The organism is Streptomyces sp. NBC_01433 (assembly GCF_026340105.1).
Classification (GTDB): domain Bacteria; phylum Actinomycetota; class Actinomycetes; order Streptomycetales; family Streptomycetaceae; genus Streptomyces.
This window is the reverse complement of the sequence record NZ_JAPEPM010000001.1, coordinates 2,546,287-2,565,926: the sequence shown is the minus strand read 5'-3', so window position 1 is coordinate 2,565,926 and position 19,640 is coordinate 2,546,287. Positions and strand designations below refer to the sequence as shown.

The 19,640-nt window shown below is 70.8% G+C and carries 16 protein-coding genes; 7 read left to right on the top strand and 9 right to left on the bottom strand.

The window, feature by feature from the left end; genetic code table 11:
* Window positions 1-193 precede the first annotated feature (193 nt).
* Complete coding sequence (locus tag OG413_RS11540; protein WP_241838796.1) at window positions 194-322, bottom strand: DUF6126 family protein; 129 nt, start codon at window positions 320-322, stop codon at window positions 194-196.
* 267 nt (window positions 323-589) lie between these two features.
* Between OG413_RS11540 and OG413_RS11535 the strand changes: the two genes are divergently transcribed.
* From OG413_RS11535 to OG413_RS11520, 4 genes are all read left to right on the top strand, one after another.
* The gene (locus OG413_RS11535) at window positions 590-1,717 is read left to right on the top strand and encodes an LLM class flavin-dependent oxidoreductase (RefSeq protein ID WP_266804814.1); all 1,128 of its coding nucleotides are present in this window, start codon (window positions 590-592) and stop codon (window positions 1,715-1,717) included.
* A 4-nt stretch (window positions 1,718-1,721) separates the two neighbouring features.
* Window positions 1,722-2,390 (top strand): FMN reductase, encoded by a 669-nt coding sequence (locus tag OG413_RS11530; protein WP_266804812.1) that lies wholly within the window; start codon window positions 1,722-1,724, stop codon window positions 2,388-2,390.
* A 234-nt stretch (window positions 2,391-2,624) separates the two neighbouring features.
* On the top strand, window positions 2,625-3,047 hold the full coding sequence (locus tag OG413_RS11525) for a universal stress protein (protein ID WP_266810079.1): 423 nt from the start codon (window positions 2,625-2,627) through the stop codon (window positions 3,045-3,047).
* A 261-nt stretch (window positions 3,048-3,308) separates the two neighbouring features.
* Window positions 3,309-6,851 (top strand): AAA family ATPase, encoded by a 3,543-nt coding sequence (locus OG413_RS11520; RefSeq protein WP_266804810.1) that lies wholly within the window; start codon window positions 3,309-3,311, stop codon window positions 6,849-6,851.
* A gap of 104 nt (window positions 6,852-6,955) precedes the next feature.
* Here the strand turns inward: OG413_RS11520 and OG413_RS11515 are convergent, their stop codons facing one another.
* The 5 genes from OG413_RS11515 to OG413_RS11495 form a co-directional block, all read right to left on the bottom strand.
* Complete coding sequence (locus OG413_RS11515; protein ID WP_266804809.1) at window positions 6,956-8,233, bottom strand: MerR family transcriptional regulator; 1,278 nt, start codon at window positions 8,231-8,233, stop codon at window positions 6,956-6,958.
* 119 nt (window positions 8,234-8,352) lie between these two features.
* Entirely contained in the window at window positions 8,353-9,210 is an 858-nt protein-coding gene (locus OG413_RS11510; RefSeq protein ID WP_266804808.1) for an ABC transporter permease, read from the bottom strand.
* Window positions 9,207-10,178 (bottom strand): ATP-binding cassette domain-containing protein, encoded by a 972-nt coding sequence (locus OG413_RS11505; RefSeq protein ID WP_266804807.1) that lies wholly within the window; start codon window positions 10,176-10,178, stop codon window positions 9,207-9,209. Before OG413_RS11505 ends, OG413_RS11510 begins: the two co-directional genes overlap by 4 nt.
* A gap of 117 nt (window positions 10,179-10,295) precedes the next feature.
* Window positions 10,296-10,865, bottom strand: coding sequence for an NADPH-dependent FMN reductase (locus tag OG413_RS11500; protein WP_266804806.1), 570 nt, complete (start codon window positions 10,863-10,865; stop codon window positions 10,296-10,298).
* A 139-nt stretch (window positions 10,866-11,004) separates the two neighbouring features.
* The gene (locus OG413_RS11495) at window positions 11,005-11,412 is read right to left on the bottom strand and encodes a hypothetical protein (protein WP_266804805.1); all 408 of its coding nucleotides are present in this window, start codon (window positions 11,410-11,412) and stop codon (window positions 11,005-11,007) included.
* 131 nt (window positions 11,413-11,543) lie between these two features.
* Here OG413_RS11495 and OG413_RS11490 point away from each other — a divergent pair, with 131 nt between their 5' ends.
* From OG413_RS11490 to OG413_RS11480, 3 genes are all read left to right on the top strand, one after another.
* On the top strand, window positions 11,544-12,434 hold the full coding sequence (locus tag OG413_RS11490; protein WP_266804804.1) for a hypothetical protein: 891 nt from the start codon (window positions 11,544-11,546) through the stop codon (window positions 12,432-12,434).
* Window positions 12,435-12,630: 196 nt separating this feature from the next.
* The gene (locus tag OG413_RS11485) at window positions 12,631-12,876 is read left to right on the top strand and encodes a DUF2630 family protein (RefSeq protein WP_266804802.1); all 246 of its coding nucleotides are present in this window, start codon (window positions 12,631-12,633) and stop codon (window positions 12,874-12,876) included.
* 39 nt (window positions 12,877-12,915) lie between these two features.
* The gene (locus OG413_RS11480; RefSeq protein ID WP_266804800.1) at window positions 12,916-14,883 is read left to right on the top strand and encodes an FUSC family protein; all 1,968 of its coding nucleotides are present in this window, start codon (window positions 12,916-12,918) and stop codon (window positions 14,881-14,883) included.
* A 122-nt stretch (window positions 14,884-15,005) separates the two neighbouring features.
* Here OG413_RS11480 and OG413_RS11475 read toward each other — a convergent pair whose 3' ends face one another.
* The 3 genes from OG413_RS11475 to OG413_RS11465 form a co-directional block, all read right to left on the bottom strand.
* Window positions 15,006-15,425, bottom strand: coding sequence for an RNA-binding S4 domain-containing protein (locus OG413_RS11475; protein WP_266804799.1), 420 nt, complete (start codon window positions 15,423-15,425; stop codon window positions 15,006-15,008).
* A gap of 150 nt (window positions 15,426-15,575) precedes the next feature.
* A complete protein-coding gene (locus tag OG413_RS11470) occupies window positions 15,576-17,249 on the bottom strand; it encodes a hypothetical protein (protein ID WP_266804798.1) in 1,674 nt (557 codons plus the stop codon).
* A gap of 239 nt (window positions 17,250-17,488) precedes the next feature.
* Window positions 17,489-19,558, bottom strand: coding sequence for a PhoX family phosphatase (locus OG413_RS11465; RefSeq protein WP_266804797.1), 2,070 nt, complete (start codon window positions 19,556-19,558; stop codon window positions 17,489-17,491).
* Between the last annotated feature and the right edge of the window lie 82 nt (window positions 19,559-19,640).

Genomic DNA, 19,640 nt, shown 5'->3' with positions numbered 1-19,640 from the left:
TTCGGCACAGTACGGAGGTCATGACCCGAGTGTATCGCGCACCTGTCAACGGGTCACGGCCCTTCACCGGGCGTCGTCCCGGAGCCGGGCGGAGACGCTCTCGGCCCGAATCGGCCGCCTCGACGCTCTGTGATGCGACGCTCTGTGATGCGCTGCTCCGGGAGGCGGCACGACGCGTACTGCGGGGCCGAAGCTACTTCTTGGCGTGCTCACCCACGTAGAAGAGGATCCAGATGAAGCCCGCGAAGATGTGCGTCGCGAAGACGTAGACGAAGACGCGCAGAGCGACGCCCCGTTCCTTCCAGCGCTCGCTCTCGCTCATGCCGCCGCCCTTGTCGCCGGGCTCCGGCCTCTCCGGCCCGGCCTCCAGCGTACGGCCGGGGGCCTGCGGCCATCCCGGCCGGAGAGTCGGGGAGATCGGGGCGGTCAGGTTGGGGCGGTCGGGGAAGCTGGGGCGGTCGGGACGGTCGGAGCGGCGTCCGGGCGGGAACGGAATAGGACGAGGGGGTGACCCGTTGTAGGGTGTGCCCATATAGTTCAACATTCAACTATCCGCACAGCGGATTCCACGTCTTTGGAGGCGGGCGCCATGCAGTTCGGGATCTTCACCGTCGGGGATGTCACCACCGACCCCACGACCGGCACGACACCGAGCGAGCACGAGCGGATCAAGGCGACCCTCGCCATCGCGCTCAAGGCCGAGGAAGTCGGTCTGGACGTCTTCGCGACCGGCGAGCACCACAACCCGCCTTTCGTCCCGTCCTCGCCGACGACGACACTCGGCTACATCGCCGCCCGCACCGAGAACCTGATCCTGTCCACCTCCACCACGCTGATCACCACCAATGACCCGGTGAAGATCGCCGAGGACTACGCCACCCTCCAGCACCTCGCGGACGGCCGCGTCGACCTGATGATGGGCCGCGGCAACACCGGACCGGTCTACCCCTGGTTCGGCAAGGACATCCGCCAGGGCATTCCGATGGCCATCGAGAACTACGCCCTGCTCCACAAGCTGTGGCGCGAGGACGTGGTCGACTGGGAGGGCAAGTTCCGTACGCCGCTCCAGTCCTTCACCGCGACCCCGCGCCCGCTGGACGGCATCCCGCCCTTCGTCTGGCACGGCTCCATCCGCTCCCCGGAGATCGCGGAACAGGCCGCCTACTACGGCGACGGCTTCTTCCACAACAACATCTTCTGGCCCATGGAGCACACCAGGAAGATGGTCGACCTCTACCGCAAGCGCTATGCCCACTACGGCCACGGCACCGCCGAGCAGGCCATCGTGGGTCTCGGCGGCCAGGTGTTCATGCGGAAGAACTCGCAGGACGCGGTACGGGAGTTCCGCCCGTACTTCGACAACGCACCGGTCTACGGACACGGGCCGTCCCTGGAGGAGTTCACCGAGCAGACACCGCTGACCGTCGGCTCCCCGCAGGAGGTCATCGAGCGGACCCTGTCCTTCCGTGAGTCCGTCGGCGACTACCAGCGCCAGCTGTTCCTGATGGACCACGCGGGACTGCCGCTGAAGACGGTCCTGGAGCAACTCGACATCCTCGGCGAGGAAGTCGTGCCCGTACTGCGCAAGGAATTCGCCAACCTGCGCCCCGCCGGAGTCCCCGACTCCGCCCCCATCCACCCGGCGGTCACCGCCGCCCGCGCCGCCCGTACCGCACACGCGGACGGCGCCGCCCGCACCGCACAGAAGGAGGTCTGACCCCGTGTCCAACACGTTCACGACCGAGCCGCTGAGGATCGTGGCCGTCTCGGCCGGGCTGAGTCAGCCCTCCTCCACCCGACTGCTGGCCGACCGACTGGCCGGGGCCGCCCGCGAGCGGCTGACGGCGGAGCAGGACCGCACCGTCGAGGTCCAGGTCATCGAGCTGCGCGAGCTGGCCGTCGACATCGCCAACCACCTGGTCACCGGCTTCCCGCCGCGCGCCCTGAAGGAGGCGATCGAGGCGGTGACGGAGGCCGACGGGCTGATCGCGGTGACGCCGGTCTTCACGGCCTCCTACAGCGGACTGTTCAAGTCGTTCTTCGACCTGATCGACAACACGGCCCTGACCGGAAAGCCCGTAGTGATCGCGGCGACGGGCGGCACGGCCCGGCACTCGCTGGTCCTGGAGCACGCGCTGCGCCCGCTCTTCGCCTACCTGCGGGCGGTCACCGTACCGACGTCCGTGTACGCGGCGTCGGAGGACTGGGGCTCGTCAGGTGACGAGTACACCGAGGGCCTGCCGTCCCGCATCAGGCGCGCGGGCGGCGAACTGGCCTCGGCGGTCATGGGCCGGACGGTCTCCGGGGCGACCAGGACGCCCGGTGTGGACGACGGCGCGGACGCGGTCGTGCCGTTCGAGCAGCAGCTCGCGGACCTGCGACTGGACTGACCGAACTGACCGGACCGGACCGAACCAGACCGGACCGGACCGGACTGACCGACTGACCGGACTGACCCGCCGCGTGGCAGGTTGTCCCGTTTGATTACAGTTGGATGGAAAGCTGAGCAAAGAACAGCAAAGCCAAGAAAAGGTCGCACTTGACCGAACTTGGCGGAACCAGACCGACCTCGGCCGACCGACCGACCGCAATCGAACCGAGCTGTGACCGAGCTGGAGGCAGATATGGGCAGGATCGTCGTAGGCGTGGACGGCTCCGATTCGTCGATCAAGGCACTGCGCTGGGCCGTACGTCAGGCCGAACTGACCGGTGACTCGGTGGAGGCCGTGAACAGCTGGGAGTACCCCGCGACCAGTTGGGCGTCCATGATGCCGGGCATGCCGGAGGACTTCGATCCGCAGGCGCTGGCGACCGTGTCCCTCAACGAGGCGCTGGAGGAGTCCCTCGGCGCCGAGGGAGCGGCCGCGGTCAGCAAGATCGTGGTGATCGGCAACCCGGCCCAGGCCCTGCTCGACCGGGCCAAGGGTGCGAACCTGCTGGTGGTGGGCGCACGCGGGTACAGCGGCTTCAAGGCGACGCTCCTCGGCTCGGTCAGCCTCCACGTCACCCAGCACGCGCCCTGCCCGGTGACAGTGGTGCGCGACTGACGCACCGGAGCCTTCGGAACGGACCGCCGAGCCCTCGGGACGGACTGCCGGGCGCCTGTGGGGCGGACCGTCGAGCGCTTGGGGCGGACCGTCGACTGCCTGGGGCGGACCGGGGTCTTCCGGAGGGACCGCTTCCGGGGCACGGTGCGGAAGCGGCCGGTGAGTGATCGCTGAGTGGTCCGGGTTTCCGGGCGGGCGGGCGGACCTGCGCGATGTCGCGCGGGGCCGCCCGTTGTCAGTGGGGCCTCCTATCGTGTGGTCATGACCCCTGCTCTGTTCGGGCGCGACCATCCCGCAGGCGTCCTCCGTTCGGAGATCGGCCGGGCGACGGACAGCCACGGCGGTCTTGTGCTCGTCACGGGCGAGGCCGGCATCGGCAAGACCACGCTCGTCACGGACGCCGCCCACGAGGCGCGGCGGCGCGGCGCGCTCGTGGTCGGCGGTTCCTGCTGGGACTCCGACAGCGCCCCCGGTTACTGGCCATGGGTGCAGGTGCTGCGCGGCGTGCGCCGCTCCGCCACGGCGGTGGAGTGGGCCGCGGCCCAGGAAGCGTCGGACGGACGGCTGGGGATACTGCTCGGCGAGCCGGGAGGCGGACCTGCGGCCGGACTCCTGACCGGGACGGACCGCGAGGGTCCGGGCGGGGCATCCGGCGCGGCGGCGGGGCCGGGCGGGGGCCCGGATGACTCCGGCACGGGTCCGTCCGACGCGGCCGAGGCGTTCGGGCTGTACGACGCGGTGACCACCGCCCTCGTCACGGTCTCCCAGAGCCGCCCGCTGATAGTCGTCCTCGACGATCTCCACAGCGCCGACCCCGCGTCGCTGCGGCTCCTGGGATTCGCCGCCCAGCACGCCTGGTTCGAGCGCCTGCTGCTCGTCGGCACCTACCGGGACGTGGAGGTGGAGGCCCCGGGACATCCGCTCCAGCCGCTGATCCTGCCGCTCGTCTCACGGGCCTCGGCCACCCTCACCCTGACCGGGCTGGGACGCGACGAGGTGGGTGCGCTGATGGCCGTCACCGCGGGCCGGGAGCCGGCACCGCGGCTGGTCGACGAGGTCCACCGGCGTACGGGCGGCAATCCGTTCTTCGTCGAGCAGACCGCCCGGCTCTGGCACAGCGGAAGCCCGGTTTCCACCATTCCGCCGGGTGTACGGGAGGCGGTCGGGCAGCGGCTGGCCCTGCTGCCCGAGCCCGTGGTCGCCCTGCTGACGACCGCCGCCGTACTCGGCCGCGACTTCCGCCGCCAGGTCCTCGCCGTGGTGCACGGGGAGCCGGTCCCCCATGCGGAACGGCTCCTGGAACGGGCGGTCGCGGCCCGTGTCGTCGTCGCCCACCCGTCCGGGCACTACGCCTTCGCCCACGACCTGGTGCGCGAGACGCTGTACGCCTCGCTGGACGGGACGGCGGTCCGCGGGCGGCACGCGCAGGTCGTACGGACCCTGGACGCGCACGGCGGGCTCGGCGAGTCCGTCCTTCCCGGCGACCTCGCCCGGCACGCCCACCTCGCGGGCGGCGCGCTGGAGCGCGAACGCCGGATCGAGCTGATGACGGCGGCCGCCCAGGACGCCTCGGGACGGCTGGCCGACGAGGAGGCCGTCGGCCACTACCGGCGCGCCCTGGACGCGGCGACCGGGGATTCGGCGGAGGGGGAGGCACCGGACCGCCGCCGGACCGCACTGATCTGCCTGGACCTCGCCGGGCAGCTGCGGCACGGCGCCGACCCGGCGGAGGGGCAACGCTATCTGGACCGGGCCGTCACGCTCGCGCAGGAGCTGGACGAGCCCGAGCTGCTCGCCCGGGTCGCGATGACGCTGCACCGCGAGGGTTCCCTGGGTTCCCGGGAGGCCTCCACCGTGGCCCTGCTGCGCGACGCGCACCACAAGGTCACCGGCAAGGACGGTCAGGACAGACTCTCCCCCGACCGGCTCGCCCAGGAGCTGGCCATCAACATCGTGGCGCTGGCCCGGCGCGGCACGGACGACGAGGCGCTCGCCTTCTCCCTCTGGGCGCGGCACGACTCCGTATGGGGTCTCGGCTCCTCGGTGGAACGCCTTGAGCTGACCGACGAGATGATCGACGTCGCCCGGCGCACCCACCACCGCGAAATGGAGCTTCATGCCACGTCGATGCGGTGGGTGGCCCTGCTGGAACTGGGCGATCCGGGGTTCGTGGACCAGTTCCGGACGTTCGTCACGCTCGCCGAGCGGGCCGACCTGCCCCGGTTCGACCTGGGCATCGCCGTCGACACCAGCCTGATCGCCTCCCTGCACGGGCGGTTCGCCGAAGCGGAAGCCGCCCTCGCGGACGAGTCGATGAACGAGAACGCGTCCGAGCACGCGCCGTTCGGCTTCATGGCGGGCCATCTGCACTGGGCCCTCCACCTGCTCCAGGGGCGGTACGAGAACGCCGAGGAGGTCCTCGCCCGACTGCCCGCCGCCGGATATCCCTACCCCCGGCTGCTGGAGGCGATCACGGCGGTGGAACAGGGCGACGCGGCACCCGCACTGCGCCACATCGCCGAACGGTCCGACCCGGCAACCCCCTATCCGCGCGCCTTCACCCCGCTGTGGCTCCGGCTGATGGCCCAGACGGCCGCGGTGACCGGTGACCCGCAGCTCATCGCCCGAGCGGAGAACGCCCTCGCGCCGTACGCCGGGCAGTGGGTCGTCTCGCTGTACGGATGCGACATCAGCGGGCCCGTCGACCTCTGGCTCGGCCTGCTCGCCGCGGCCCGCGGGGACCGGGACGCGGCGGTGTCCGCGCTCAACGAGGCCACCGCCTCCTCGGACCGCCTGGGCGCCCGCCCCTGGTCCGTACGCGCCCGCCTCCACCTGGCGGAGTCCCTCCTCGCCCGGGTCGGGGACGCGACAGCCGAACCGCTGGGCGCGGAGAGCACGGAAGGCACGGAAGGCACGCGCGGCACGGGCGGCACGGGCGGTACGGGCGGTACGGAGGGCGACGCCGCACGGCGTGTCGCGCTGGATGTCGCGCGGGCCGACCGGCTGCTCACCGAAGTCGGCAGGGAGGCAGCCGAACTGGGCCTGCACCACCTGGCGTCCCGTGCGGCGTCCCTGCGCGCACACCGGGCGGAGACCAGCACCGCGTCTCTGCCCGCCCCCGCCCCCGGCACCGCCGGGATGAGTACCGCGCCCACCCCCGGCGCCGCCACCCCCACCTCCCGCACCCCGTCCGACGGGAACGTCCCCCCGCCGGCCCGGTCCACCCAGCGGGTTTCGCCCGGCGACACCGCCGCGCCCGCTGGGGAGTTCCGGCGGAACGGGCCTGTGTGGATGCTCCGTTGGGACGGGGTGACCGTGCATGTACCCGACGCCAAGGGGCTCCGGGACCTGCACACCCTGCTGGGCCTGCCCGGCTCGGACATTCCTGCCGTGCACCTGCTCGCCCCCGAGGGCGGCGAACTCGTCGTCGCCGCCCGGCAGCTCGGCGGCGACCCGGTGCTCGACGACGAGGCCAAGCACCGTTACAAGGAACGCCTGGACCGGCTCGACGTGGAGATAGACCGCGCGGCGGCACGGGACGACGTACGACGGGTCGAGGAGTACGACCGGGAGCGTCAGGCGCTCCTCGACGAACTCCGCAGCGCGGCCGGTCTCGGTGGCAGGACGCGCCGTCTGGGCGACGAGACCGAACGGGCCCGCAAGACGGTCACCGCCCGCATTCGCGACACCCTGCGCAAGCTCGACGGGCTCCACCCTCAACTCGCCGCTCACCTCAGGGAGTCCGTGACCACCGGTACCACCTGCGCCTACCGCCCCGGCCACACCCCCGACTGGCGCCTGTGAACGCCCCTGACAACCGCCGGCCCCTCGTGGATCTCTTCCCCGCCTCTCGGTCCTCCTCTGCCCGCAGCCGGTGCAGGATCAGGTGGACATCCGCATGCCCCACCTCACAGGGCCACGACATCGGCGACGACACACGCCACGTTGTCGGGTCCGCCCGCGTCACCGGCCAGGGTGACCAGTTCGCGTACGGCCGTGTCGGGACCGTCCGCCGCGACGAGCGCACGGGTCAGGTCCGTCTCCTCCACCACCGCCGACAGTCCGTCCGAGCACAGGAGGTAGCGGTCCCCCGGACGGGCCTCGTGCAGCCGGACATCCGGCCGGGGCGGGGTCGTGGATGCCCCGCCCACCAACGCCTTGAGCAGCAACGCGCGCTGAGGATGCGAGCGTGCCTCCTCCGCCGTCAGTGAGCCGTCGTCGATCATCGACTGAACGAGGCTGTGGTCGTGCGTGATCCGGAACAGTTCGCCGCCCCGCAGCACATAGGCCCGCGAGTCCCCGATGTGCACCAGCCCCAGCCCGGAGCCGGTCCACACCATCGCGGTGAGCGTGGTCCCCGACTCCTCCGGGACGGCGCGCCCCCCGACCGCGTCCCGCACCGCCCGCGAGGCGAGGTCCGCCGCGTCCTCCAGTGCGTTGAGCAGATCCGCCGCGCTCACCGCCGCCTGTGCGGCCGGCCTCAGCGCACCGATCGCCGCCGCGCTCGCCTCGGCGCCGCTCGCCCCGAAACCGTCGGCGACGGCCAGCAGCCGGGCCCCCGCGTGGACCGCGTCCTGGTTGGACTCCCGCACCGCCCCCGCGTCGGACAGCGCCGCGTACCGAATCCCCAGCGTGCCCAGCCCGGCCCCGGCCCCGCCCCCCGAACCACCCTGAGCCCGTGAGCCGCTCCCGCCCTGCGATCCGGTCCGACCCTGCGAACCTCCTTTGTACGGAAGTCCGTTGCTGTCCCGTAGGCCGTTACCGGGACCTGATTCCTTGCCGCCCCGTGCGTCGTTCGGCGCCTTCGACATCGTGATGTCCTCCGCTGACAGATGGTCGACGAGGAAGGTCGCCAGATCGCGCCGGGCCGCCGTCTCGGTCTCCACCCGCGCCCAGTAGGCACGGATCTCCGCCGCGGCGGCGCCCGCGTCGAGCGCCACCACCCCGGTGATCCGGGTGAGCGGCATCCCGATCCTGCGCAGCCACGCCACCAGCCGGGCCGTCTCCACCTGCGCCTGGTCGTAGTACCGGTATCCGTTCACCGGATCGACCAGGGCGGGCCGGAACAGGCCCAGCTCGTCGTAGCGGCGCAGCGCCTTCGCGGAGAGCCGGGACAACCGGGCGAACTCCCCGATCGACACCAGTCCAGCGCCACCAGCGCCCACCGCACGGCCTTCGCGTTCCACCGCGTACCTCCTCGTACCGGGCGACTTCCGCCCGGCCCCACCGATGCTGGGGCTTCCCCCGCGGGGAAGGTCAAGGATCCAGGGTCAGGGAGGCACCGGGGCCGGCCGAACCGCCCCCGTCACTTGCGGTTGTAGAGCCGCATCGTCACCGGGCCGAACACCACCACGAACAGCGCGGCCCAGCCGAGCGACCAGGCGATGTCCGCCACCGGCCAGTTCCCGGCCATCAACTCACGTACCGCCGAGGCCAGATGCGTGACCGGGCTGTTGTTCACGAACGCCTGCAGCCAGCCCGGCATCGTCCTCGGGTCGACGAACACATTACTGAGGAACGTCAGCGGGAAGATCACCATCATGCTGACGCCCATCACCGACTTCTCGGAGCGCAGCAGCAGACCGAACATCGTCCAGATCCAGGAGAACGCGAACGCGAAGACCAGCAGCAGGGCAACGCCCGCCAGAACCCCGACCACTCCGCCGTCCGGTCTGAAGCCGATGATCATGCCGACAGTGAGCATCACCAGCGAGGCCAGCACATAGCGCAGGACATCGCCGAGCAGATAGCCGACCATCGGCGCGGGCCGCCAGATCGGCAGCGTACGGAAACGGTCGAAGACGCCCTTGGTGATGTCGGTGTTGACCGAGACGCCCGTGTACATCGTGATCATCACGACGCTCATCACCAGGATGCCGGGCAGCAGGAACTGGATGTACTCCTCGGTGGAACCGGCCAGCGCCCCGCCGAAGAGATACGTGTACATCAGGACCAGCATGATCGGGAACGCCGTCACGTCGAACAGCTGGTCCGGCACATGCTTGATCTTCAGCATGGCCCGCCACCCGAAGGTGAGGGACGCCGACAGCGCACTGGGCCTCGGCGGCCTTTCCTGACCGACCAGGAGGGACGCGAGGCGCTCCGTGTCGGGGGCTGCGAGCGCGACCTCGCCGATCTCTGTCTTGGCGGTCGCGGTGCTCATGCCGCCACTCCTTTCTTGTCCGTGAGTGCGAGGAAGACCTCGTCGAGGCTGGGCTGGCCCAGCGAGAAGTTGTCGACGGTGATGCCGGACCGGGCCAGTTCGGCCAGCGCCCGCGCGGCCTGTTCCGCCGCGCCCTGCTCGGTGCCGTGCCCGTTGACCCTGGCCGTCAGCGCCACCGGGTCCGGGTCAAGTTGCACCGTCGCGTTCAGCGCGATGGCCAGCACTCGCTCGGCCTCGGACCGCTGCTCGGGGTCCCTCAGGCGCAGGTGGACGGAGCCTGAGCCGACCGACGCCTTCAGCTCGCCCTTCGTCCCCTCCGCGATCACCCTGCCGTGGTCGATGACGGCTATCCGGGACGCCAGATGGTCCGCCTCGTCCAGATACTGGGTGGTCAGCATGACCGTGGTGCCCTGGGCGACGACGGCTCGCACGATGTCCCACACCTGGTTACGGCTGCGCGGGTCCAGCCCGGTCGTCGGCTCGTCGAGAAAGAGCAGGTCCGGGGTGTTCAGGATGGAGGCGGCGATGTCGATGCGGCGCCGCATGCCTCCCGAGTAGTTCTTCACCTGCTTTCCGGCCGCCTCACTCAGTCCGAAGCCCTCCAACAGCTGCTCCGCCCGGGTCCGGGCGGCCGGTTTGCCGTGCCCGAGGAGACGTGCGAGCAGCACCAGATTCTCGGCGCCGGTCAGGTCCTCGTCGACCGAGGCGTACTGCCCGGTGAGGGAGACCCGGCTGCGGACCGCGTCGGCGTCCCTCACGACGTCCTTGCCGAACACCCGCGCCTCGCCGTCGTCCGGTCGCAGCAGCGTCGCGAGCATCCGTACGGTGGTGGTCTTCCCGGCGCCGTTGGGTCCGAGGACGCCGTAGACCGTGCCGGCCGGGACAGCGAGGTCGACGCCGTCCACCGCGCGGTTGTCGCCGAAGACCTTCACCAGCCCCGCGGTCTCGATGGCCAGTTCAGTGCTCATGTTCCATTCCTTGTACGTCGACTGGGTGAGTTCTGATGCTTGGGAGGGGCTGTTCCTGAGGGCCGGGGGGCCGGGGGACCGGGGGGAGCTGTTGGTTCGGGGCGCGGTCGGCCCGCCTCATGAGACATAGGGACGGGCCGCCCGCGCGTCTCTCAACGCGGTGCCCCACCAGCCGAGCTGGTCGAGCATCAGCCCCACCGCCCGGTCCCGCCCGCAGTCCTCCGCCTTGTCGTCCAGCCGCTCGGTCAGGAAGTCGAAGGCCACCCCGTTGCGCATGGTCACCGTGTGAAGTTCCGTGAAGACCGATCTCAGCTGCTCGACCGCGTACAGACCTGCGGAACCGTGCCCGTAACTCACGAAGGCGACCGGCTTGGCCTGCCATTCCTCGTACGCGAAGTCGACGGCCTGCTTCAGGGAGGCCGGGAACGAGCGGTTGTACTCCGGCGTCACCACCACGAAAGCCTCGGCCCGTCGGATGGATCTGGCGAACTCCGTCATCGGGTCGGTCACCCGCTCCGGATAGTGCACCGGGAAGTCGAAGTCCGCGAGGTCCAGCACGGCCAGCTCCAGCTCGTCGCGGAGCTGGGCCCGCGCCAGGAACCAGCGGCCGACGGTGTCACCGATACGCCCCTCACGCGTACTGCCGATGATCACCGCGACGCGCAGCGGCCGTGCGTCTTCCGTCATTCCTCTCCCCCTCTCCCGCCCGGGTGCCGAGCCCCGCCGGTCCCGGTCCGCTCCCTCACCCCATGGGCGCCAGACGGCGAGACGCGGCTGCCAGATTCGATCTGGCAGCCGCGCCCAGGAGAGAAACCAGCCTTCGCGCTCAGTCCTCCCTTGTGTAGAAGATGTAGAACGAAACGCAGAGCATCACGGCCCCGACCAGCACCCCCAGCCCGGTGGACCGCAGCACGCTGGTACCGGTGAGGCTGACCAGGAACCCGATCGCGCACGCGGTCAGTACCCCGTACGCCGCCGCCCTCAGCTCGCGCGGCAGCACATGCTGGATCCGGCCCAGCGCGAAGCAGAGCGCGGCCAGCGCGACTCCGGAGACCAGCCCGAGGAGGACCTGTCCGCCGGTGCTCGGGCCACCGTCCCGGCGGATGAAAGCCGCGTAGAAACCGAAGATCACGCCCAGCGTGAGCGGCAGCGCCCAGGCGAGCGGGCTGTGGTGGCGTGCCCGTGCACTAGCCCGGGAACCCCCACGGGTCGGCATGGCTGCGTGTGTGGCCATGGCGGACAGCTCCTTCCGTCGCCCCCGTCGCACGCCCCCGTCCCTCCAGAGCACACCCGACCGCGCCGCACGGCAACTCGAATGGCGTACGACCCGGGGCGCGCGGCCTCCCCGCGGGATTCCCTGGGGGTGTGCGGACCTACCTCTCAGCCACCCTGTCGGCAGTACTGCTCCTCCTGCTCGCCGTCCTGGTGCCGCTGAGCGCGCTCTCCGCCTGGGTCGACCTGGAGATCGACGACACCGACCGGTACGTGGCCGCCGTCTCCCCGCTCGCCTCCGATCCCGCCGTGCAGAACACGGTGAGCGATCTGATCACCGACGAGGCCATGAAGCAGATCGACCTCGGCCCGCTCCAGGGCACCGTCCGGGACTTTCTCCACGAGAGCGTGCGGTCGTTCACCACCACCGATGCCTTCCGCACGGCCTGGGACACCGCGAACCGCACCGCGCACAAGGCGGTGACGTCGGCGCTGGACGGTAACAGCGGGGAGGCCGTGAACATCGATCTGGCTCCGGTGATCGAGCAGGTCAAGCAGGAGCTGGTGCGTAACGGGGTGCCGTTCGCGGAACAGATTCCGGTCCAGCACACGGACATCACGGTCCTCACCGCCGATCAGGCCGACAATCTGCGCGGCTCGTTTCGGTGGCTGCGGTACTGCAGCGTCTGGCCGGCCGTGGGAACGCTGGTGTTCCTGGTGCTGGTGGTGGGCATCGCGACGGTGCGGGGCGGCCGGCGGGCCGCGCTGACGGCCTCGGCGGTCGTCGGGGCGGGGCTCCTGCTCGGCGCGATCGTGCTGCGGGTCCTGGTCGCGGTCGGCCGGAGCCGGGTGCTGAACGCGGTACCGGGCAGTGACCGGGACGCGGCCTCGGCGGTCGTCGACGCGTTGACCGCGTCGCTGCGGACGACGGTGTGGGTGGTTCTGGTGGTGGGAGCGGTCCTTCTGGTGGGGGCGGTGGTGGCGCGGCTGCTGATGCGCCGCGGGGCGCGGACACGCCGGATCGCGGGACAGGCCCCCCTGTGAACAGCACCGGGTGCCCGAAGGCGGCCACTGCCGACCCGAAGTGCGGTCGGGCAGGGGCCGGGCGACAGTAGGAATCATGACCGCCGGGGGGCGACTGAGAGGTCTTCCCTGTGCGAGCCGTCGCGGTGCCGTCGCGGTCGACATGCGAGCCGCGGCGGTCGGCGCGTACCTGGCGGACCCAGTGAAGGAGCCACTCATGGCCGACCACGACATCCTTGAATACATCGACGGGCTGGTCTCCGAGGAACGGACTCTGCGTGACCGGTCCACCGGCAACCTGGGCCTGTCCGCCGAGGAGAAAACGCGCCTGCGTACGGTGGAGGTCCAACTCGATCAGTGCTGGGACCTGTTGCGGCAGCGGCGTGCGCTCAGCGAATACGGCGAGGACCCGTCGGTGGCGAAGGTCCGCCCCGCCGACGAGGTGGAGGGGTACCAGAGCTGACCAGACCGAGGACCGCGCGGAACAAACAGGGGGTACGCAGTGGCCACGGCCGACGCCGCCGACGCAGACTCCGGAGCCGATCGGAAGCGGGCCGCGCCACCACCGTGGCTGCTGAACGGGCTGCGTCCGCAGTCCGCGCCCATCCCCTGGGCCGCGGTCCTGCGCGCTTCCATCGCCCTGGCCGCCCCGCTCGCCGTCGGCTTCGCCGTCGACCGGCCGACGTACGGCGCACTGGTCTCGATGGGCGCGCTGTCCGGTGTCATCGGCGACACCGCCGACGCCTACCGGATGCGGATCTTCAACATCGCCGTACCGCAACTGTTCGGCGCCCTCGGCATCATGCTGGGCACGCTCGTGTTCGGAACCGGCTGGGCGGCCGTCGCCGTGCTGACCTTCGTCGGCCTGGTCTCCGGCATGATGTCGACGATCGGTGCCGTCGCCTCCGTCTCCGGCCTGCTGCTCCTGCTCAACTCGGTGGTCGGGGCGGGCCTCCCGATGCCCCACCCGTGGTGGGTGGCCCCGCTCCTGCTCACGCTCGGCGGGCTGGTGGTGCTGGTCCTGACCCTGCTGTCCTGGCCGTTCCGCCGGCAGCTCCCCGAACGCGTCGCGGTCGCCGACACCTACCGGACCTGCGCCGAGCTGCTGGCCGCCGCCGGAACACCGGAGTACGAGCAGCAGCGCCAGGCGGTCACCCAGTCGCTCAACACCTCCTACGACCTGATCCTCGCCCGTCGTGCCCGCTACCACGGACGCAGCGCCCCCATGGTGCGGCTGCTGTCCCAGCTCAACGTCGTCATCCCGCTCGTCGAGGCGGCGCCCGCCGTACATGTACGGCGAATCCCGCTGTCCGCCGAGATCCCCGCGGCGGTACGTGAGCTCGCGGACGACGTCGAGCTGGGCCGTACCGGCGAGCCCGAACTGCGGCTGCCCGCCCCGGACTCGCCCGCGACCCGAGCGGTGGACAGCGCCCTGCGGCACGCGGCGACCGTCGTGCACAAGGCCGACCCCGACCCGTACAACGTCGACGACCGGCTCGGACGGCCTGCCGCACTCGGTGTACGCATCCGGCGGGCGACCCGCAGCGTGCTGTTCTCCGGGACGTCCTGGCGCTACGGGCTGCGGCTGGCCCTCTGCATCGGCCTGGCGCAGGCGCTCACCTCGCTGATCCCGGTGCCCCGCTCGTACTGGGTCGCGCTGACCGTCACGTTCGTCCTGAAGCCCGACTTCGGTTCGGTGTTCTCGCGGGCCGTGCTGCGTGCGGTGGGCACGGCGGCGGGGCTGGTCGTCGCCGCCCCCGTGCTGTCCGAGGTGCCCATCGGGTGGTGGGACGTGCCCGTGATGCTGGTGCTCGCGGCGTTGATCCCGGCGCTCACGGCCAAGGGGTACGCGTTCCAGACGGCGGCCATCACACCGGTCATCCTGTTGCTGTCCGACCTGCTGAACCACCAGGGCGTGGGGCTGGTCTGGCCACGGTTCCTGGACAGTCTCATCGGCTGCGGCATCGTGCTGATCGCGGGCTATCTGCTGTGGCCGGAGAGCTGGCACACCCGGATCGGCTCCCGGCTCGCGGACGCCGTGACGGACATCGCCGACTATGTGGCGTGCGGTTTCGACGGCCGCGGCAGCGACCAGGCGGAACGGGTACGCGCCCGGCGCCGCCTCTACCGTGATCTGTCCTCCGTGCGCTCCGAGTTCCAGCGGGCCCTGACCGAACCGCCGCCGGTCGGCACCCGGGCCGCCGCGTGGTGGCCGCTCGTCGTCGCCGTCGAACGGATCGTGGACGCGACGACGGCCGCCCGGGTCCGGGTGAACCACGGCGCCACGGAGCCCTCGCCCCATGAGGTGGCCGGGATCGAGCAGCAGCTACAGGAACTGGCCGAGGGCATACGCAGCAGCGAGGTCCTGGTGGAGGTACGGACCGAGCTGCCGGACGACGAGGACAGCGTCCTTGAGCCGCTGCGCCAGGAGGTGGCCGCGGCCCGCGCGATCGCCTCGCCCCAGCCCTGACCCGGCACGGGCCAGCCATGCCCTGACCCGACTCGGCTCAACTCGGCTCGGGCACAAATCGGCTCACCGGTACGGGGGTGGCGCGACGTTTCACGTGAAACGTCGCGCCACCCCCGTACCGGTCACTTCTCCGGTCCCGGCGCCCGTTCCGGAGCCCGGCCCTGGAGGCGCTCCATCTCCCGCCGGTCGCGCTTGGTCGGGCGCCCCGCGCCCCGGTCACGGACCGGGACCTGGATCGCCACCTCCCGGGGCGGCGGGGGCGGGCTGTTGTCGACGAAGCACTCCGCCGCGACGGGCGGGCCGACCCGCTTCCTCACGATCTTCGACACGACGACGATCCGGTCGCGCCCCGCGTGCCGGAGCCGTACCTCGTCGCCGACGCGCAGGGGCTGGGCGGGCTTGGCCCGCTCCCCCGCGACCTTCACATGTCCTGCCTGGCAGGCGGCAGCGGCCTGCGAACGGGTCTTCGTCAGCCGGACCGACCAGATCCAGACGTCGACCCGGACGCTTCCCCCCGCCTGCGGTGCGTCACCGGAAACCATGGCTCCGACTCTAGTGCGCCGAACGCACGCGGGCGCCGGACGAGCGGGATTCCGACCCCACCCGCCCGGCGCCCAACAGTCCCGGTCCATCTGCCCCGCGCCTGCCTGCCCCGCGCCTGCCTGTCCGGCGCCCGTGTGCGGCCGATGGCGTCAGGGACCGAAGCCGCCGATCACCTCACTCATGTCGTAGCTGTACAGCTCACGCTTGCAGCCCGAGCACGCGGCGCTCGGGGCATGCTCGCTGAGCGACCACAGCTGCGGAGCGAAGCCGTCCCCGCGCCCATGGGCCATGTACAGGTCCTCGGGACCGACCGACGATTCCAGGATCTTCGGATTCCCGACGAGCTGTGTGGCCCCGCCGACCGCACCCGGGGTGGCCTGGAGCAGCCGGCCGTAGCTGGAGGAGTTGCTGCGGTGGAAGTACCACTTGCCCTCGTAGCGCAGCACGCCCTGGATCTTCTGCCAGAGCCGCTCGCCGTTGAACGTCCCCTCGGTCGGCAGACCGTAGGCGAGATCCGCGCTCGCGGTGGTACCGGCGGCGCCCTCGACCGCCGCCGTGAGCGCGGTCATCGGGTACGTACCGACTCGGCCGGTGCTGTCGCCGCCGTTGTTGCGGTTGCAGTACTCGCCCAGGATCAGATGGTCGGTGCCCGTCCGGTCCAGCGAGACGTACGAAGCCTTGGGGCGCCCGGTGGCGTAGCACTGGTTCCCCGAGGTGGTTCCGCCGTTCTTCGCCGTCGTGAACTTCAAGGTGGCGACCTGGGGCATCACGTACCGGTAGCCGTAGGAGTACCAGACGTTGTTCTGCCGGCCGATCCGCTTCTTGTCCGTGACGTCGCTGACCAGACCGTCCGGCGTCGGGTCGTTCTTCTCGGCATCGTTGTCGGGGTTGAGATCCATGATCTTGCGGAGGTCGAAGACCCGCATGCCGTTGGCGGTGTCGGCCACGTACAGGTAGTCGCCGTACCAGACCATGCCACCCGCGTGGATGCCGTTCTGCGCGGCACAGCTGGCCGTCACCACGGAATCGCACAGGCCCTCGCGTGCGTGCAGCGCGTCGAAGGAGATGTGGTTCTGGGAGTTCATGTACGGCCAGGCCAGCAGGACATGGCGGTACTGCTTCGTGGCCTGATTGAAGAAGCTGACCCGGGCGCCCTTCTCATTGCAGGCATCGGACGCGGAACTCTTGAGGCAGTCGTCACGGCCCGCCGCGTAGTCGCTGCGGCCCGGATTCCTGTCGTCGTACGAGGCCACCGCGATCGGCTCGGCGTTCGACGTGCCCCAGTCCTCGTCCTCCTGGGCGTCCGAAACCCCGGTGATGGCCTGCGGAATCCACTCGGTGGAGGAGAGGTCGTCGCTCCGCCAGCAGACACGGTGGCTGGTCGACAGATCGGAGCCGTAGATGGTGGTGGTGCCGCAGTCGGCATTCCAGCCGGCGGTCCGGTTGGCCTGCTCCATCAGCCCGGTGAGGCCCTGCTTGGGCAGCGCGGCGTCCAGCTTTCCGACCAGGCCGGAGAGGCTGGTGCCCGCCGCCAGCTTGAAGTCGGCCGCCCGTCCGGGAACCGGGGCGGCCTCCACGCCGGGTTCGGCGGGTGTCCCGCCGGGGCCCACCAGGTCGTCCTGCTCACCCTCGTGCTCGTTGGCGAATCCGTCATCAGGCATGCCGGCGTGGCCCCGTACGGGATCGTCGGCCGCCGGAACCGCGGCGGGGACGGCGGTGACCGGTACGGCGACGGCACCGGCCGCCGGCACGAGGCCGGTCAGCATCGCCCCGGCCGCCACGGCACAGGCCACCAGACGTGTTCTGCGGGATGAATGTCCCATGGATGAGCCCTTCTTGAGAGCGCGTACGGATCAACGCAGATCACTGATCAGTACAGATCGCAGATCACCGATCACGACGTCACCGACCGTATGGCCGTTCATGTCGGCCGGTCGCGCTGACAGGGCAACTCCGGTCCAGGTACACCTATTTGAGCGACGCGCATCAGGCCCGCGCCACAGGGGCACGGGCCTGATGTCTCCTCACTCCACCGCAGAGAGGGCGTTCGCCCGCAGGAGCATCAGACGCCGATGTCGCGGCCGTCCTTGCGCCACACGGCGACGACCGACGGGCGGACGATCTTCCCGGGGCCGTCCGGCCAGTTGCTCGCCGGCTTCGCGACGGACGCGCCGTCGATCTCGCCCGGGTGCTGCACGGCGACCAGGACCCGGCGGTCCTGGATGAGCGGGCCGCAGGTCTCGGCGCCGGTCGGGACGGTCAGGAACTGCTTCAGCTCACCCCGGCGTTCGCCCTGGGTCGCGACTCCGAACAGCCCGTCGTGCGAACCGAGCTGGTTGCCGTCCGTGGAGATCCACAGGTTGCCGTGGGCGTCGAAGGCCACATTGTCCGGGCAGGAGATCGGGCTGACCTTCTCCTTGGGGAAGCCGGAGAAGTACGTCGCCGGGTCGTTCGGGTCGCCCGCGACGAGGAAGAGCCGCCAGGCGAAGCCGTCGCCTGCCGGGTCGTCCCAGTTCTCGGCGAGTTCCAGGATCTGACCGTGCTTGTTGGCGTTGCGCGGGTTCGCCTCGTCCGCACCGGCCTTGCCCGCCTTGCCGCGGTCGGAGTTGTTGGTGAGCGCGATGTACACGCGGCCGGTGCGCGGCGAGGGCTCGACGTCCTCGGGGCGGTCCATCTTCGTGGCACCGACCTTGTCACCGGCCAGGCGCGTGTAGACGTACACCTCCTCGGCCGTCATTCCGGGCACGTGCGAGGTGTTGCCCGTGGCCAGCGGAATCCAGACGCCGCTGCCGTCGAACTCACCGTCCGAGGGCAGCTTTCCGGTGCCGTCGAACTCGTTGACCGGCGAGTCACCGGTCAGCTTGGCGACGTACAGCGTGCCCTCGTCCAGCAGGGTGAGGTTGTGGGCGTGGGCCGCCCGCGAGTTCCCCTTCTTCATCCGCTTGCTGGAGACGAACTTGTAGAAGTAGTCGAACTTCTCGTCGTCGCCCATGTAGACGACCGGACGCCCGTCGGAGGTCAGTCGCGGCTGCGCGGCCTCGTGCTTGAACCGGCCCAGCGCGGTCCGCTTACGCGGGGTGGAGTCCGGGTCGTACGGGTCGAGCTCGACGACCCAGCCGAACCGGTTGGCCTCGTTGGGCTCCTTGGCCAGGTCGAAGCGCTTGTCGAAACGCTCCCACTTGCGCTCCGTGGCGCCCGCCGCGATGCCGTACCGCTTGTGCATGTCGGTGGAGCCGTTGGCGAAGTACTGGTTGAAGTTCTCCTCGCCGTGCAGGGTCGTGCCCCACGGCGTGGTGCCACCCGCGCAGTTGTTGAGCGTGCCGTACACCTTGCGGCCGGTGCGGTCGGCGGACGTACGCAGCAGCGGGCTGCCGGCGGCCGGGCCGGTGACCCGGAACTCGCTGGTCGCGGTGAGGCGGCGGTTCAGCGGGTGCCGGTTGACCGGGCCGAGCTTGCCGGTGCGGTGCTCCTCCTGGACGACGACCACGGAGAGTCCGTGTGCGGCCCAGGCGATCTCGACCTGCTCGCGGGTCGGGTTGGCCGGATCGTACCCACGGAACATCAGGAGCTCGTCCGTGTACTCGTGGTTGGCGACCAGGACCTGACGACCGCGCTCACCGCGGAGCGGGAGCAGGGAGAGGAAGTCGTTGTTGTAGCCGAACTGGCCCGCCTGCGCCTTCGCGGACTGCTTGTCCGGGTTGAAGGCGGGGGCCCCGCGCAGGATCGGCTCGCCCCAGCGGATCACCACGTTCTGGCCGTACCCGTCCGGGACGGTGACCTTGTCGTCCTTGTTGGGTGCGACGGGCGAGAAACGCAGGCCACGGGCGCCGGAGGGGGCGGGCCGGTGCGGGTGACCGGGCTTGTGACCCTGCCCGGCGAGCGCCGCGGCCTCGGCCTGCGGAGCGGCCGGACCGGTCAGCGCGGCGGTACCGGCGGCAGCCGCGACGGTCACCACGGCGGCGGCACGCATCATCGAGCGACGCGACAGGGCACTGGCGATGACATCGCCCGCGTACTCGTTGTCGCTGGTGTTCGGTATCTCCTGGAAGCAGGCGTCACCGCAGCGGTAGCGGCAGGTCAGCGCAGAGCGCCCGCCCGGGTGCGAGCTGATGAGCGGCAGCAGATTGCGCACGTGGTTTCCCTCCGTCTATGTGTCTTGCGTGACGGTAGGTGTGCATCCACGCGGTATGACGGACTCCCGGTGAACGGACAGT